Consider the following 15,951-nt stretch of genomic DNA (forward strand, 5'->3'; position numbering starts at 1 on the left):
CTTCTTCGCCAGCTGGCAGGTCGCATCAATCGACTTGACCAACCGCCAACCTGTCAGTGATGTGTCCGAACAAGTGTCAGCCATGTCTCCGGACTAAACAGAAAGCGGGGGATCCAGTACGCCGCGGCCGCTCCATCGTCCGTCCACGTCTCTGGAATACTGGGTCCGCCGCTTTCGCGGAGGACGACAGGCTGAATGAGCCTTTACCCCTCGACGAACTCATCCCGCCGGTATCCCTGCGCATACAGCAGCGCGCTGAGATCGCCGTGGTCGATCCGGACCGCGGCTGCCGCCGCGACCGCCGGCTTGGCGTGATAGGCGACGCCGAGGCCGGCGGCCTGGATCATGCCGAGATCGTTGGCGCCGTCGCCGACGACCAGCGTGTCGATATCGTCGAGGTCGAAGGATTCAGTGAGCTCGATCAGGGTGGCGAGCTTGGTGGCGCGACCGAGGATCGGCTCGACCACCTCGCCGGTCAGCTTGCCGTCCGCGACCTGCAACTGGTTGGCGCGGTTCTCCTGGAAGCCGACCTTTGCCGCGACCACCTCGGTAAACAAGGTGAAGCCGCCGGAGATCAGGCAGGTGTAGGCACCGTGCGCGCGCATGGTCATGACCAACTCGCGGCCGCCCGGCGTCAGCGTGATGCGCTTGTCGAGCACTTCATCGACCACGCTGACCGGCAGGCCCTTGAGCAGCGCCACGCGCTCGCGCAGCGCAGATTCGAATTCGATCTCGCCGCGCATCGCGCGCTCGGTGATCGCGGCGACGTGCGCCTTGAGCCCGGCGAAGTCGGCGAGTTCGTCGATGCACTCCTGACCGATCATGGTCGAATCCATGTCGGCCAGAAAAAGCTTCTTGCGCCGGCCGATCCGAGGCTGCACGACAATGTCGATCGGCAGGTCGCCGCTGGCCTGGCGCAGGCGCTTCTCGATGGCCTTGATCTCGTCCTTGCCGGCATCTCCGCCGGAGTCTTGGCTCGCAAAGGGAATGTCGACGGCGACCTCGTTGAACAGCCACTGCGCCGGTCCGGGCGAGGGCAGCACGGCCCGTGCTCCGTCGACGATGGTGGAATCGAGCGCGGGGCTTGCGGGATTGCAGATCAGCGTGGCAACGAGGGACATGCAGGCGCATTCGGGATTGTTGGACAAGGCAGTGCTTATCGCAGGGCCGACCGCCAGCGGCAAGTCGGCCCTGGCGCTGGCGCTCGCGCAGCGGACCGGCGGGGTCGTGATCAACACCGACTCCATGCAGGTCTATCGCGACCTCAGGATCATCACCGCACGTCCGACCGCGGCCGAGGAGGCCGAGGTTCCGCACCGGCTGTACGGCCATGTCGACGCCGGCGTGAATTTCTCCGCCGGCGCCTGGGTGACTGACGCGGCCAAAGTGCTCGGCGAGGTGCACGCGCAGGGACGGCTGCCGATCTTCATCGGCGGCTCGGGCCTGTATTTCAAGGCGCTGACGCGCGGGCTGTCTGCGGTGCCGCCGATCCCTTCTGACGTGCGCGATGCGGTGCGCGCAAGGCTGGAGCAGCGCGGCGTCGAGGCGCTGCATGCCGAGCTTGCAGCGCGCGATCCGGTGTCGGCCGAACGGCTGAAACCGCGCGATCGCACCCGCATCGCGCGGGCGCTCGAGGTCGTCGAGGCCACCGGCCGCCCGCTGCCGGACTGGCATCGCGATGGCCTGCCGCCGCTGCTGCCGCCGGGCCAACTCCACGCGCTGTTTCTCGCGCCGGATCGCGAGACGCTCTATGCACGGATCGACGCGCGGTTCGGCGCGATGCTCGATGCCGGCGCGCTCGATGAGGTCGCGGCGCTGGCGGCGCGCGGGCTCGATCCGCTGCTGCCGGCCATGAAGGCCCATGGCGTCCCGGCGCTGATCCGCTACCTGAAGGGCGAAATCAGCCGGGAGGAGGCGGCCGAGATCGGCCGCGCCGACACCCGCCATTACGCCAAGCGCCAGTTCACCTGGTTTCGCCACCAGCTGCCGGAATTCGAATGGGTGGCGCCCGAGGCGGCGACGGAATGGCTTACGACCCGGATTCCGTAGGCCCGTAGCCCGGATGGAGCGCAGCGTGATCCGGGAATCTCGCCCCCAGGAAGTGCTGGCCCCGGGTTTCGCTTCGCTTCATCCGGGCTACGGAGGCGCTTTCGGGCAGCGCACGCCCGTCTGCCATGCGCGTTGCGCCGCGCAAAAATGCTCGCCGAACGGCCGGAACCCCGTTACACTTGAAAAATCGCGAAAGTGCTTGCCTTGCCTTGACATTCGGGCTTTGGCCGCTATGTTCGCGCAACCTTTGGGAAGACTGGGTCGTCTCGTGCGCAACATTATTACCAAACTGCTTATCGCCGTCGTACCCAGGCACACCGCCGGGGATGGCTAGCGGCCATCCAAATTCGGGCGGTGTGCATGGGGCCTCTGGGGCCCCTTTTTATTGCCCGAAGCAGCACTGACGAGAACTGACAAAAGCCGCGCAAAAACAAGCGCATCCGGAGCGAACCATGACCGACAAGAGCCACGATCCCAATCAGATGACCGGCGCCGCGATGATCGTGCGCGCGTTCATCGATCACGGCGTGCAGCATGTCTTCGGCTATCCCGGCGGTGCGGTGCTTCCGATCTACGACGAGATTTTCCAGCAGAGCGAGGTCGAGCACATCTTGGTCCGCCACGAGCAGGGCGCCGGCCACGCCGCCGAAGGCTATGCCCGCTCGACCGGCAGGCCCGGCGTGGTCCTGGTGACCTCGGGTCCCGGCGCCACCAACATGGTGACGCCGCTGACCGACGCGCTGATGGATTCGATTCCGCTGGTCTGCATCACCGGCCAGGTGCCGACCCATCTGATCGGCAATGACGCTTTCCAGGAATGCGACACCGTCGGCATCACGCGGCCCGCCACCAAGCACAATTGGCTGGTGCGCGACGTCAACGACCTCGCCAGGGTGCTTCACGAGGCCTTCTATGTCGCTACCACCGGCCGGCCCGGCCCGGTCGTGGTCGACGTGCCGAAGGACGTGCAGTTTGCGACCGGCACCTATCATCCGCCGCGCAAGTCGGACGTGCACATCTCCTACACGCCGCGCGTCAAGGGCGATGCGACCCAGATCCGCAAGGCAGTGGCGATGCTCGCCAACGCCAAGCGTCCGGTGATCTATTCTGGCGGCGGCGTGATCAATTCCGGTCCCGAGGCCTCGCAGCTGCTGCGTCAGCTGGTGGAGGCAACCGGCTTCCCCATCACCTCGACCCTAATGGGGCTGGGCGCCTATCCAGCGTCGGGTCCGAACTGGCTCGGCATGCTCGGCATGCACGGCACCTACGAGGCCAACATGACGATGCATGATTGCGACGTCATGCTGTGCGTCGGCGCGCGCTTCGACGACCGCATCACCGGCCGCACCGATGCGTTCTCGCCGGGCTCCAAGAAGATCCACATCGACATCGACCCGTCCTCGATCAACAAGAACATCCGCGTCGACGTGCCGATCATCGGCGATGCCGGCAACGTGCTCGGCGATTTGCTGCAGGTGTTCAAGGCGGAGGCCCGGAAGCCCGACATCAAGGCGTGGTGGCAGCAGATCGCGCAATGGCGTGCGCGCAACTCGCTGTCCTACCGCAAGAACAACGATATCATCCTGCCGCAATACGCGATCCAGCGCCTGTTCGAGCTGACCCGCGGCAAGGACACCTACATCACGACCGAAGTCGGTCAGCACCAGATGTGGGCGGCGCAGTTCTTCGGCTTCGAGGAGCCGCACCGCTGGATGACATCGGGAGGTCTCGGCACCATGGGCTACGGCCTTCCGGCCGCGGTCGGCGTCCAGGTGGCGCATCCGGACAGCCTGGTGATCGACATCGCCGGCGACGCCTCGGTGCAGATGACGATCCAGGAGATGTCGACCGCGGTCCAGTTCGAGCTGCCGATCAAGATCTTCATCCTGAACAACCAGTACATGGGCATGGTGCGGCAGTGGCAGCAGCTGCTGCACGGCAACCGGCTGTCGCACTCGTACTCCGAGGCGCTGCCGGACTTCGTCAAGCTCGCCGATGCCTATGGCTGCGTCGGCCTGCAGGCGCACAAGCCCGCCGATCTCGACGGCGCGATCAAGGAGATGATCTCGATCAAGCGGCCGGTGCTGTTCGACTGCCGTGTCGCGGCGCTGGAGAACTGCTTCCCGATGATCCCGTCGGGCAAGGCGCATAACGAAATGCTGCTGCCGGAAGAAGCCACCGACGAGGCCACCGCGAAGGCCTTCTCCGGCGGCAAGGCGCTGGTGTGATGATGGGCGACAGAAACTCCACTGTCATCGCCCGGCTTGACCGGGCGATCCAGTACGCCGCGGCGCCTCGATTGCTCTCAGGCGCCTCCGGAATACTGGATCCCCGCTTTCGCGGGGATGACAGGAGAGAACGAAAGTTGGCAGGACGACAGGATGTTTGATCTCGACGACCTCGAGCGCGCGCACAGGATCGTCGGCACCACGGTGCCGGCGACGCCGGCGTATGCCTGGCCGCTGCTGGCCGAGCGGCTCGGCACCGAGGTCGTGGTCAAGCATGAGAACCACACCCCGACCGGCGCCTTCAAGGTGCGCGGCGGGCTGGTCTATCTCGAACGGCTGAAGCGCGAGCGGCCGGATGTGCCCGGCATCATCTCGGCGACGCGCGGCAATCACGGCCAGAGCCTGGCGTTTGCCGCAAGCCGCCACGGCGTGCCGGCGACGATCTACGTGCCGTGCGGCAACTCGGTCGAGAAGAACCGCGCCATGCATGCGTTCGGCGCCGAACTCGTCGAGCATGGCGAGGACTTCCAGGCGGCGCGGGAAGAGGCCGAGCGCCGCGCCCAGTTCGCCGGCCTGCACATGGTGCCGTCGTTCCACACTGACCTGGTGCTGGGCGTTGCGACCTATGCGCTCGAACTGTTTCGGTCGGCGGCCGACCTCGACATCCTCTATGTGCCGATCGGGCAGGGCTCCGGCATCTGCGGCTGCATCATGGCGCGCGACCTGCTCGGGCTGAAGACCGAGATCGTCGGCGTGCAGTCGACCGAGGCGCCGTCCTACGCGCTGTCGTTCGCGGCCGGAAAGATCGTCACCACCGCGACCAGCAACACGCTCGCCGATGGTATGGCGACGCGGATTCCGGACGCGGAGGCATTCGCCCTGATCCAGAAGGGCGCCTCGCGCATCGTGCAGGTCACCGACGACGAAGTCGCCCAGGCGATCCGTGCCTACTGGACCGACACCCACAATCTCGCCGAGGGCGCAGGCGCCGCGGCGCTTGCAGCCGCGCTGCAGGAGAAGACCAGGCTCGCCGGCAAGCGGGTCGGCCTGATCCTGAGCGGCGGCAATATCGATTTCGATCTGTTCCGGACCTGGATCGGAACGGACGCCGCGCCGGCCGCCCGACGGGCGGTGGCGTGAAAAGACGATTAAGGGGACGACCATGAACCAGCCCGCATCCGCCTACTTCCTCGAAGAACGTCACGATCCCACCGAGACGCACACGCTGTCCGTTCTGGTGCAGAACGAGCCCGGCGTGCTCGCGCGCGTGATCGGCCTGTTCTCCGGCCGCGGCTACAACATCGAAAGTCTCACGGTCTCGGAGACCGAGAGCCAGAAGCATCTCTCGCGGATCACCATCGTCACCACGGGCACGCCGATGGTGATCCAGCAGATCAAGCATCAGCTCGACCGCATGATTCCGGTCTACCGCGTCGTCGACATGACCCTGACCGGCAGCTCGATCGAGCGCGAGCTCGCGATGGTCAAGGTCAGGGGCGGCGGCGATCACCGCGTCGAGGCGCTGCGGCTGGCGGATGCGTTCCGCGCCCGGGTGATCGACGCCACGACCGAGAGCTTCGTGTTCGAGATCACGGGCAATTCGTCCAAGATCAGTCAGTTCATCGACCTGATGCGCCCGCTGGGCCTGGTCGAGGTGTCACGAACCGGGGTGGCCGCGATCACGCGTGGGCCGGAAGGGATGTGAATCATGTTGGCGCGCGACTGGTACTACACGCAACGGCGGCAGGTCGGTCTCGATACCGCGGTTGCCTCGATCTATGACGTCAGCGAGGACAGCGATGTCCGTGCCCGTCAGGCCCTGACCATGCTCGGCGTCAAGCCGGGCTGGCGGATCGCCGATATCGGCTGCGGCAACGGCGTGCTGGCGACCGAAGCGGCGCTGATGGGCGCCGAGGTCGACGCCATCGATATCTCGCCGGCGATGATCGGGCTCGCCGAAATCTACGCGCGCGACCGCAAGGCCAAGATCCGGACCCAGCCGGCCGGCCTGTTGTCGTTTGCCTATCAGCCGAATTCCTATGATTTGATCGTCAGCGAGTTCACGCTGCATCATCTGCCGGATTTCTGGAAGGCGGTGGCGCTATCGCGGATCTTCAACGCGTTGAAGCCCGGAGCGAACTTCTATCTGCGCGACATGGTGTTCGTCAGCATGCCCGACGGTGTCGATCGCGATGTCGAGGGCTGGGCCGATTTCTCGATCAAGAACCACGATTTCGAGCGCGAAAGCGTGATGACCCATATGCGCGACGAATACTCGACCTTCGGCTGGGTGATGGAGCGGATGCTGACCGAGACCGGTTTCACGCTGGTTGCCGCCGACTACCATGCGCCGCTGCACGGCACCTATCTGCTGCGCAAGCCGAAGCCGGATGAGCAGATCTAGAGCTTGCATCGACAGAGCTGAACCGAACCAAAGAAGAAGAACAATGAAGCCGGCCGATGTTGGCATCGCCGTCATGGTCGCGGTGATCTGGGGGCTTGCGTTCGTCGCAAGCCGGATCGCGCTCGATGAGTTCTCGCCGGAGCTGATGACGACGCTGCGCTTTGGCATCGCGGCGCTGCCGTGCCTGTTCCTGCGCAAGCCCGACGTTTCGTGGCCGCTGCTGATCGCGATCAGCTCCACGCTGTTCCTCGGCCAGTTCCTCGCGCAGGCCTTTGCAATTTCGCATGGCGTCCCGGTCGGCCTCTCCAGCGTGGTCGTGCAGAGCCAGGCGCTGTTCACCATCGCCTTCGCCGCGATCGTCTTCGGTGAGATGCCGACGCAGACGCAGGCGATCGGCATCGCGATCGCCGCGCTCGGCCTCCTGATGATCTGCGGCACCGTCGGCTACGACTTCAGCGTCGCCGCCTTTGCCATTCTGATGATCTGTCCGATCAGCTTCGCGATCGGCAATCTCTTGCTGCGACGGGCGCAAGGCGCGCCGATGTTCGACCTGTTCGCCTGGCTGTGCCTGTCCGCCGCGGTGCCGCTCGCGGTCATCACCCTGATCAGCAACGGGCCGCAGCCGACCTGGCAGGCGTTGACCCATATGTCGATGACCGGTCTGATCTGCATGCTCTGCCTCGGCGGCATCTCGACCAGCATCGCCTATTGGCTGTGGGGCCGGCTGCTCAGGGATTATCCGGCGGCGCAGGTGGTGCCGTTCGCGCTGCTGGTGCCGTTCGTCGGCTCCGCCGCCTCCAGCATCGCGTTCGGCGAGAGGTTCGGGCCGCTGCGGCTCGCCGGCATGCTCACCGTGATCGCCGGCATCGCGGTGATGCTACTGTCAAGGCGGCCAAAAGCGCTGCCGAAAGCCGCGTGAGGGCGCCATGACGAATTCGCTGCTGTTTGCCTTTGTCGTGTTTTCCGTCGTGATGTTCTTCACGCCCGGTCCCAACAACATCATGCTGCTGTCGTCGGGGCTGACCTACGGCTTCCGCCGCACCGTGCCCCACATCGCCGGCATCACGATCGGCTTCGCCTTCATGGTCGGCGCGGTCGGCGTCGGCCTGGGGGCCGTCTTCATCGCCTATCCGGTCCTGCAGACCATCCTGAAATATGGCGGCGTCGCCTACCTGGTCTATCTCGCCGCCGTCATCGCTATGGCCGCGCCGCCTTCGGCGGACAAGGACCACGGGCCCGGCCGCGGCCCGATGACCTTCTGGGGCGCGGCCATGTTCCAGTGGATCAATGCCAAGGGCTGGGTGATGGTGATCGGCACCATCACGGCCTATGCCGCGATCGCCGCCTTCCCCTGGAACATCGCGATCCAGGTCGGCCTGAGCCTGATCCTGGGGACGGTGTCCTGCATCGTCTGGGCGCTGTTCGGCACCGCCTTGCGGCCGGTCCTGACCTCGCCCCGGGCGATCCGGATCTTCAATGTGGCGATGGCCATCCTGCTGCTGGCCTCGCTCTACCCGGTCTTCATGGACGCATGATGCCGCACCGCGCCATGCGAGATGGGGGTTTCCCCTGAGGGGAAAAATGCTCTAGACAACGCCGGAAATTCGCGGGCGCCCGGCGGTTCTGACCTTCCGAAAGCCTGACTCATCGGCCGATTTTGGCCCCCTTCAAACGAGGAAAAGACGATGCGAGTTTACTACGATCGCGATGCCGACCTGAACCTGATCAAGGGCAAGAAGGTCGCCATCGTCGGCTACGGCAGCCAGGGCCACGCCCACGCGCTGAACCTGAAGGATTCCGGCGTCAAGGAAGTGGCGATCGCGCTGCGCAAGGGTTCGGCCTCGGCCAAGAAGGCCGAGAACGCCGGCTTCAAGGTGATGGAAGTCGCCGAAGCCGCCAAGTGGGCCGACCTCGTCATGATGCTGACCCCGGACGAGTTGCAGGGCGACATCTATCGCGAGCACCTGCACGACAACATGAAGAAGGGCGCGGCGCTCGTGTTCGCCCACGGCCTCAACGTGCACTTCAACCTGCTCGATCCGCGCGCCGACCTCGACGTGCTGATGATCGCGCCGAAGGGCCCGGGCCACACCGTGCGTTCGGAATATCAGCGCGGCGGCGGCGTGCCCTGCCTGATCGCGATCGCCAAGGATTCGTCGGGCAACGCCCATGACCTCGGCCTGTCCTACGCCTCGGCGATCGGCGGCGGCCGCGCCGGCATCATCGAGACCACCTTCAAGGAAGAGTGCGAGACCGACCTGTTCGGCGAGCAGGTGGTGCTCTGTGGCGGCCTGGTCGAGCTGATCAAGGGCGGCTACGAGACCCTGGTCGAAGCCGGCTACGCGCCCGAGATGGCCTATTTCGAGTGCCTGCACGAAGTGAAGCTGATCGTCGACCTGATCTATGAAGGCGGCATCGCCAACATGAACTACTCGATCTCCAACACCGCTGAGTACGGCGAGTATGTCACCGGTCCGCGCATCGTCACGGCCGAGACCAAGGCGGAGATGAAGCGCGTGCTGGCCGACATCCAGGGCGGCAAGTTCGCCCGCGACTGGATGCTGGAGAACAAGGTCAACCAGACCTCGTTCAAGGCGACCCGCGCCAAGCTCGCCCAGCATCCGATCGAGGAAGTCGGCGCCAAGCTGCGCGACATGATGCCCTGGATCAAGAAGGGCGCGCTGGTCGACAAGAGCAAGAACTGAGTTTGGATATGTACGGTGGGTTACGCTTTGCGAACCCACCGTACGCATCGAATCAAAAAGGGTGGGCGCGTTGCCCACCCTTTTTCTTTGTAGCGAAGACTCGCCGAGGCTAACCAGCCGCCATCGGCTGCTTCTCGATCCTGTTGTGCAGCTGCCAGAACCGCACCGTGCGCTGCGCGGTTTCCAGCGACAGCCGGCGGTAATCGCGGTGCGCGACCTCGAGCGTCGCATGGTCGATCGGATGCGGCAGCGGCCGCTTGCGCAAAATGGTTTCGACCGTCGGCCAATTGAGCCGCGCCGAGCGGCAGGGGATCAGCAGCAGGTCGGAGCGAAGGCCGAGCATCAGGCGTTCGATCATGGCGATCGGCACGTCGTTGAGCACGGCGAGCGCGACCGTGACCTCGTCGAACTTGCCGTCCTCGGCGAATTTGTAGACCGCGGCATCATCGAGTTCGTTGAGCTGCTTCATCAGCTTGACCAGCTCTTCGGCGATGCCGTAGTTGCGGCGCGGAGCCGCGGCCTCTTCCTGCGCGATGTCGTTCAGCACCTGGCTGATCTCCTCGCGCGCCCGGGGCGATGCGATCGCGAGCAGGCGGGCGCGTACCGTGTCCTTGGCGCGCTGCAGCAGGTCGCGCAGCAGCTTGGCCGGAATGTCGATGCGCAGTCCGAGGATCTCGACCAGCTCGTCGTCGCCTTCGGCGCGGGCGACGATCGAGGAGTAACCGTTGTCGGAGAACTGCGCGCCGGCATTCTTGGCGAGGCGCCGGATCACCTTGTCCTCGCCGCGATCGATGATCACGTCGGTGACGGAGGCGGGCAGGTTCTCTCGTGCCGAGATCGCGAACAGATGGTCCTGGCCCTTGCTGCTGGCGATCTCGCGCAATGCATCGTTTGAGAGGCGGCTGGAGTGGGTCAGCACGTCGCCGGCGACGCCGATGTCGTCGTCCCAGGCGAGGTGTTGAATCACCTCAAACGGCGCATAGTCGAGCGGTGCGAGCCGCTTGCTGAGCTCGGCCCGCGCACGCGTCTCGACGCGCGCGACCAGGAGGCAGAGCACGTCGTCAAATACCTTGACCTGTTCATCGTTGAGGCGGTCGCCGTCGTTCAGGAACAGATCAGTGACCTGGCGCAGCGTCTGCACGCGCTTGGCTGATGTCCCGTCCCGGACCGCATCCTCGAGTTCGGCAATAATCGATTGTGACGCCTGTTGCGCCATCGATGGGCAACCTTGTTTTTGTTGAATGACACCTGTCCGTGCACCATGCAGGGCGCGGTCTTACACCTGCGTTAAGGTGGAACCCGGTGCAAATACGGGTCCACCGCATCCTTAACGGGCCGCGACCGGACATGATTAAATTCGCGGTTCGGGCGGGCAGCACCTGGCCGCTGCACTTTAAGAGATTGTTTACGACGATGCGCGTGCGACGGCGAAGGTGTCGATCGCAGCCGCACGTCCGCGCAACTGCGTCGAGCCGAGCGCCGCGATGACGAAATCGTGGTCCGGGGGCAGCAGGCGCAGCAGCTCGCCCGAGATCAGCAGCGCCTCGCCGGCCTCCTTGCAATGTGCCTGCAGCCGCGCGGTCACGTTCACGGTGTCGCCGAAATAGGCGATCTGCCGCCGCGAGACACCGCATTCGCTGACCACGACCGGTCCGGCGTGCATTCCGGCCCGAAACGCCGGCACCACGCCGAACTCCTTGCGGTAGTGATCGGCCCGCTTGGCGAGGCGGTCCTCGATCGCGAACACGCAGTCGAGATAGCGCCGCGCCGGTTGGCCGGTGTCTGCCGGCCAGGTGACGATGACCTCGTCGCCGACATAGGCATGCACCTCGCCGCCATGCGCCACGATCGCATCGTCGATGTCGCAGAAGAAGCGGGTCAAGAGCTCCTGCACGCGCAGCTCGCCCATCGTTTCCGCCAACGTCGTCGAGCTGACCAGGTCGAGGAACAGCAGCACACGTTGCTCGCGCACCGGCTGGCGGTAGCGCCCGAGCACGATGCTGAGCAGTGTATGCCCGCCGATCATCCGAACCAGCTCGTAGATCGTCGTGATCGGGATCGAGAGCAGCAGGCCGACCCCGATGATCTTGAAGAAAGTCTCGCGTATCCACTTGGCCTCGACCCCATGTCCGTACAGCACGACCTCCAGCACGATCGCGGCGATCGCGACGATCACGGCGAGGATCACGGAGCGGACGACCAACTCGACAATGAGCGGCTGCCGCCGCAGCCAGCCACCACGCGCGGCGAGATAGAGATGCGTGGCCCAGACGATCAGGGTAAGGGCGGCGCCGTCGACGGCACTGCGCAGATAGTTCGCGACGGAGGCTTCGTTGGATTCATCGAAGGCATAGCGAAACAGCCCGCCGACGAGCAGGCCGAACACGGCCAGAACGATCACAGGCGTCACCGCGCGCCGCATGGTTCCTCCACAGCCATGAAATATCCTGCGCAGGCCGGGAAGACCAGCCGCGTCGCGGCCGGTATGAACGGGATGGGCGGCGGCCACACTAACGTGGGGTCGAGTGACAGGATCGACCGGAAAAGGAAGGCGGGATGAAATCGGCTCTCTCCACAAGCGTGTGCAGGCTCGGGCCGTTGGTTGCGGCCGCTTTCGTCATCGTCACCTCGTCGGCCTGGGCCGGCGATCAGGGCGATCCCGAGCAGTCCTGCGACGGCAACACCTACCAGATGGTCGAGTGCCTCAAGGCCAAGACCGCCCAGTGGGACAAGCGGATGAACGTCGCCTATCAGCAGGCGCTCAAGGACGCCGCCGGCGACAAGCAGCGCGACCAGCTGCGCACCGCGCAACGGTTGTGGATCCAGTACCGCGACGCCAACTGCCTGTATTACGACCTCGGCGAGGGCACCATCGCCCGGCTCGATGCCGGCGAATGCATGCGCAGCATGACCGAGGCCCGCGCCAAGGAACTGGAGAATCTCGGCCATCAGTGAGCCATGTTCCGGAGTCAGGACCGGCGTCATGACTGACGGAAAGAGCCAGGACGAATTGACCCAGCTTGCCGAGGAGGCGCTGCGCGCGCAGCCGGGCTGCGAGACCGCGCGGGTGCCGACGGTCGCGGCGCTGCCCGCTGCGCAGATCGGGCGTAACTGGGAGATTCCGAACGTCGTGCTCGGCGACAGCCTGATCAGCGACGTCGACCGCGCGGTGCTGTCGGTTCACCGCCGGCTCAGCCGCAAGTTTCATCTGGTGTGAGGCAACTTGATCTTCAGCTCGCCTGTGCCTGACGTGGCGCGGGCCGCGCCGCCATGCTGATCATCCTGAACGCGAACACCGCGGCGAGCGGTACGAGGAACAGCGCGTAGAGCGGCATTTCGGGAATCCGCTTGCCGAACGACACCGTGAACTGCAACAGCAGATAATAGCCGCCGATCAAATGCAGCCTGCGCCAGACGCGCGGGCCGAGCAGCGCTGCCGTGCGATCGAACGAGGTCACGGTCAGCGCGATGATCACGAGATAGCCGATGCCGCCGAAGATGTAGGAGACGATGGAGGTTGCGGCGCCAAAGCCGGCCGGGTCGAGCATCGCGAACGCAGCGATCGCGACCGCGTGGATGGCGTGTGAGGCCGCGAAGGTGACGCCGAGGTAACGGCGGTTGCGGCGCTGCCACTGCGTCCAGGCATTCGGCCGCAGCCGCGCCAGCGCCGCCGCGGAAAAGGCGAGGCAGAACAACAGCAGCGAGGTCCGCGCCGTGAAGCGGATCACCATCCGCGCACCCTCGACCTCGAACTGCCGCATCGCGGCGATCCAGATCGAAAGCCCGATCAGGGTCAGCGTGAGCAGGCCGAACAGCCGCCAGCCTTCGAACCAGTTTCGACGCGCCGTCATGTCCGCCTCCCGCGTTGATGTAATCGCCAGTTACATTGCGCGGTCGCGTGCGGTCAATCCGTGTAATCGATGCTTACATTCACAAGCGGGTGATGCTAGGGGTGAGTCATGCGTCGTCCCGCCAAAACCCCGCCCGCCGGACGCCGGTCCGCGAAGCCGCGTCCGGCGCCGGCTGCCAAGCCGTATCATCACGGCGATCTCCGCCGGGTCCTGATCGAGGCCGCCATGCAATTGGTCGGCGAGGGCGGGCCGGAGGCGGTCAGCGTCCGCGAGGCCGCGCGCCGCGCCGGGGTCTCGCCGGGGGCGCCGTTCCGGCACTTCCCGAGCCGGGATGCCCTGATCAATGCGGTGGCCGAGGAGGCGCAGCGCCGCTTCCGCGCCGAGATCCAGGCGGCGCTGGCCGATGCGCCGCCCGGGGATCCGCTCGGCCGCTTCCGCTGTCTCGGGATCGCCTATCTGCGCTGGGCGATGAAGAACCCGACCCATTTCGAGATCATTTCCAGCCGCCGCTTCTTCGACCACGACCGCTCGGCCGGGGTCTCCAGCGACAATGCGGAGCTGATCGGCCTGTCCGAGCGCACGCTGGCGGAGGCATTGTCGGCCGGTCAGCTTGGGACGCGCGACCTGAAGCAGGTCCAGATCGCCGGCCGCGCGCTGGTCTATGGTTTTGCCCGGATGCATATCGACGGCCATTTGCCGCGCTGGGGCGTTGGCGAAGCGGAGGCCGAGCGGATGGCCGCCGACATCGTCGACCTCTTCATTGCGGGCATCGCAAAGCGCTCGGCGGCGCCTGCGGCCAAGGTCTAAGACGCACGGCGCCGCTCGGGCAAATTCATTGCGCGTTCATGACGATTCAATTACGGTTTTGTGACGCCGCGCAGACACCGGCTGTGGGGTGTGCCTCCTGGCCATTGCCAGTCAAGGCCGTGGCATTGCGCCGGGTTTGTATTGCGTCCCGCCCATGGCGCCCGCGCCTCAGCAGAACTCATCCGTTGCCGCACTGGCCGGCGGTCTTGCCGCGATCGGCATCTGGCGCTTGATGGCGCTCGCCGCGCCGCATCTCGGCGCGCTGATCCTGATGCTGCGGACCGAGACCGATTTCGGCTCGCGGCTGTGCTTCCTGCTCACCTGGGGAATCCTGAATTTCCTGTTCATCGCGCTGCTGCGCAGGCCGGCGCTGTCGAGCGCACTGTCGCTGACGCTGGTCGTGGTGCTGGTGCTGCTGTCGCGGTTCAAGCACGACGTGGTGCAGATGACCGCGAACTTCGTCGACCTGATGGTGATCGACCGCGACACCGCGACGTTCCTGCTCACGATCTTTCCGAACCTGCGCTGGTCGATCATCGGTGCCGGCCTCGTCACGCTGCCCTTGATGTACGCGCTGTGGTGGCTCGATCCGTTCCGCATCCGCCGCCTGCCGGCCGCGGCCTGCTGCCTTGCCTGCACCGCGGCGCTCTCGGGCTACGCATTCGCCTGGCCGGATGAAGCCTGGCGCGGTTATTACGACGACGGCTATCTGTCGAAATTCGCCCGCTCCGGCGTGACGGCGGTGTCCGATTTCGTTGCCTACGGCTTCATGGAGTCGGATCCGAGCGCGAGCGATCAGCTCAAGATCCCCGCGGTCGATGCCTGCCACCCCGCCGGCCGGCGGCCGAACATCATCATGATCCATGATGAGTCGAGCTTCGACATCCGCACCGCATCCGGCGTCAAGGTCCCGCCGGGCTATGGCAGCCAGTTCAAATCCTACGACGGTATCGAACGCAAATTCCTCGCCGAGAGCAATGGCGGGCCGAGCTGGTTCACCGAATACAACGTGCTGGCGGGATTGTCGTCGCGTTCGTTCGGCCGGTTCTCCTATTTCGTCACCCGGATCGCATCCGGCCGGGTCGAGCGCGGCCTGCCGCTGGCGCTGCGCCGCTGCGGCTACGATACGCTGTCGCTCTATCCGGCGTTCGGCGCCTTCATGAGCGCGCGCAACTTCCAGGCCACGACCGGCATCCAGCGCTTCTACGACGCGCATGACCTGCATGCGAAGGACGTCGAGCCCGACAGCTTCTTCTACGACAAGGCCGTGAGGTTGATGGCCGAGCAGAAGACATCAGGCACGCCGCTGTTCACCTTCGTCTATCTCGCCGCCAATCATTTCCCGTGGGAGACGAAATTCCGTCCCGACCTGCTGCCGGCGTGGAAGCGGCCGGGCAACACGCCGTCGATCGACGAATATCTGCGCCGGCAGACCATGAGCGCCAACGATTATGCCGGCTTCGTCGCAGCGCTGAAGAAGAAGTTCCCGGCGCAGCCGTTCCTGATCGTGCGCTACGGCGATCACCAGCCGGAGTTCTCGCCGCAGCTGCTCGATCCCGGGCTCGACGAGGCCGGCATCGGCAAGAAGCTGATGGACTACGATCCGCGCTACTACGCGACCTATTACGCGATCGACGCCGTCAACTTCGAGCCGGTGAAGAGCCCGGCGGTGATGGACACGATCGACGCCGCCTATCTGCCGCTGGTGATTCAGGAAGCCGCGGGCATTCCGCTCGATCCGTCGTTCGAGGAGCAGAAGGCCATCATGCTTCGCTGCAACGGCGCGTTCTATTCCTGCAAGGACGGCGCAGAGGCGCGCCGCTTCAACCGCATGTTGATCGACGCGGGAATCATCAAGGGATTGTGAGACGTCGTCATTGCGAGGAGCCAACGGGTCGCGCGAACGC

16 protein-coding genes are annotated in these 15,951 nt (G+C 65.4%); 12 read left to right on the forward strand and 4 right to left on the reverse strand.

Annotated features, from left to right (window positions below):
• Positions 1-203: 203 nt before the first annotated feature.
• Entirely contained in the window at positions 204-1,121 is a 918-nt protein-coding gene (serB, locus tag BRSPCE3_RS17825; protein ID WP_244067276.1) for a phosphoserine phosphatase SerB, read from the reverse strand.
• Between serB and miaA the strand changes: the two genes are divergently transcribed.
• From miaA to ilvC, 8 genes are all read left to right on the forward strand, one after another.
• A complete protein-coding gene (gene miaA / locus BRSPCE3_RS17830; protein ID WP_244067926.1) occupies positions 1,120-2,049 on the forward strand; it encodes a tRNA (adenosine(37)-N6)-dimethylallyltransferase MiaA in 930 nt (309 codons plus the stop codon). The two genes, serB and miaA, sit on opposite strands and share 2 nt — an antisense overlap.
• Before the next feature lie 452 nt (positions 2,050-2,501).
• Entirely contained in the window at positions 2,502-4,277 is a 1,776-nt protein-coding gene (locus BRSPCE3_RS17835) for an acetolactate synthase 3 large subunit (RefSeq protein WP_244067277.1), read from the forward strand.
• A 153-nt stretch (positions 4,278-4,430) separates the two neighbouring features.
• The gene (locus BRSPCE3_RS17840; protein WP_244067279.1) at positions 4,431-5,417 is read left to right on the forward strand and encodes a threonine dehydratase; all 987 of its coding nucleotides are present in this window, start codon (positions 4,431-4,433) and stop codon (positions 5,415-5,417) included.
• Between the two features lie 22 nt (positions 5,418-5,439).
• On the forward strand, positions 5,440-5,982 hold the full coding sequence (gene ilvN, locus BRSPCE3_RS17845) for an acetolactate synthase small subunit (protein ID WP_244067285.1): 543 nt from the start codon (positions 5,440-5,442) through the stop codon (positions 5,980-5,982).
• A 3-nt stretch (positions 5,983-5,985) separates the two neighbouring features.
• A complete protein-coding gene (locus tag BRSPCE3_RS17850; protein WP_050628421.1) occupies positions 5,986-6,681 on the forward strand; it encodes a class I SAM-dependent methyltransferase in 696 nt (231 codons plus the stop codon).
• Positions 6,682-6,724: 43 nt separating this feature from the next.
• Positions 6,725-7,600 carry an EamA family transporter gene (locus tag BRSPCE3_RS17855; RefSeq protein WP_244067288.1) on the forward strand — a complete coding sequence of 292 codons (876 nt, stop codon included), beginning with the start codon at positions 6,725-6,727 and terminating at the stop codon, positions 7,598-7,600.
• A gap of 7 nt (positions 7,601-7,607) precedes the next feature.
• Positions 7,608-8,216: a LysE family translocator gene (locus BRSPCE3_RS17860; protein ID WP_244067289.1), complete on the forward strand. Its 609-nt coding sequence runs from the start codon at positions 7,608-7,610 to the stop codon at positions 8,214-8,216.
• A 150-nt stretch (positions 8,217-8,366) separates the two neighbouring features.
• Complete coding sequence (gene ilvC, locus BRSPCE3_RS17865; protein ID WP_028342350.1) at positions 8,367-9,386, forward strand: ketol-acid reductoisomerase; 1,020 nt, start codon at positions 8,367-8,369, stop codon at positions 9,384-9,386.
• Positions 9,387-9,495: 109 nt separating this feature from the next.
• Here ilvC and BRSPCE3_RS17870 read toward each other — a convergent pair whose 3' ends face one another.
• Positions 9,496-10,602, reverse strand: a complete 1,107-nt coding sequence (locus BRSPCE3_RS17870) for a DUF2336 domain-containing protein (RefSeq protein WP_244067290.1) — start codon at positions 10,600-10,602, stop codon at positions 9,496-9,498.
• Positions 10,603-10,791: 189 nt separating this feature from the next.
• On the reverse strand, positions 10,792-11,808 hold the full coding sequence (locus tag BRSPCE3_RS17875; protein ID WP_244067291.1) for an adenylate/guanylate cyclase domain-containing protein: 1,017 nt from the start codon (positions 11,806-11,808) through the stop codon (positions 10,792-10,794).
• Between the two features lie 134 nt (positions 11,809-11,942).
• On the opposite strand from BRSPCE3_RS17875, the gene BRSPCE3_RS17880 reads away from it, so the two are divergent.
• Both BRSPCE3_RS17880 and BRSPCE3_RS17885 read left to right on the forward strand, forming a co-directional pair.
• Positions 11,943-12,341, forward strand: a complete 399-nt coding sequence (locus BRSPCE3_RS17880) for a lysozyme inhibitor LprI family protein (RefSeq protein ID WP_244067292.1) — start codon at positions 11,943-11,945, stop codon at positions 12,339-12,341.
• A 28-nt stretch (positions 12,342-12,369) separates the two neighbouring features.
• Entirely contained in the window at positions 12,370-12,603 is a 234-nt protein-coding gene (locus tag BRSPCE3_RS17885) for a hypothetical protein (RefSeq protein ID WP_244067293.1), read from the forward strand.
• Positions 12,604-12,616: 13 nt separating this feature from the next.
• Here BRSPCE3_RS17885 and BRSPCE3_RS17890 read toward each other — a convergent pair whose 3' ends face one another.
• Positions 12,617-13,237, reverse strand: a complete 621-nt coding sequence (locus BRSPCE3_RS17890) for a hypothetical protein (RefSeq protein ID WP_244067294.1) — start codon at positions 13,235-13,237, stop codon at positions 12,617-12,619.
• 108 nt (positions 13,238-13,345) lie between these two features.
• On the opposite strand from BRSPCE3_RS17890, the gene BRSPCE3_RS17895 reads away from it, so the two are divergent.
• Both BRSPCE3_RS17895 and BRSPCE3_RS17900 read left to right on the forward strand, forming a co-directional pair.
• Positions 13,346-14,044 carry a TetR/AcrR family transcriptional regulator gene (locus tag BRSPCE3_RS17895; RefSeq protein ID WP_244067296.1) on the forward strand — a complete coding sequence of 233 codons (699 nt, stop codon included), beginning with the start codon at positions 13,346-13,348 and terminating at the stop codon, positions 14,042-14,044.
• Between the two features lie 154 nt (positions 14,045-14,198).
• Positions 14,199-15,911, forward strand: coding sequence for a sulfatase-like hydrolase/transferase (locus BRSPCE3_RS17900; RefSeq protein ID WP_244067297.1), 1,713 nt, complete (start codon positions 14,199-14,201; stop codon positions 15,909-15,911).
• Positions 15,912-15,951: the final 40 nt, after the last annotated feature.

The sequence above is a fragment of the Bradyrhizobium sp. Ce-3 genome, assembly GCF_022835695.1.
Classification (GTDB): Bacteria; Pseudomonadota; Alphaproteobacteria; order Rhizobiales; family Xanthobacteraceae; genus Bradyrhizobium.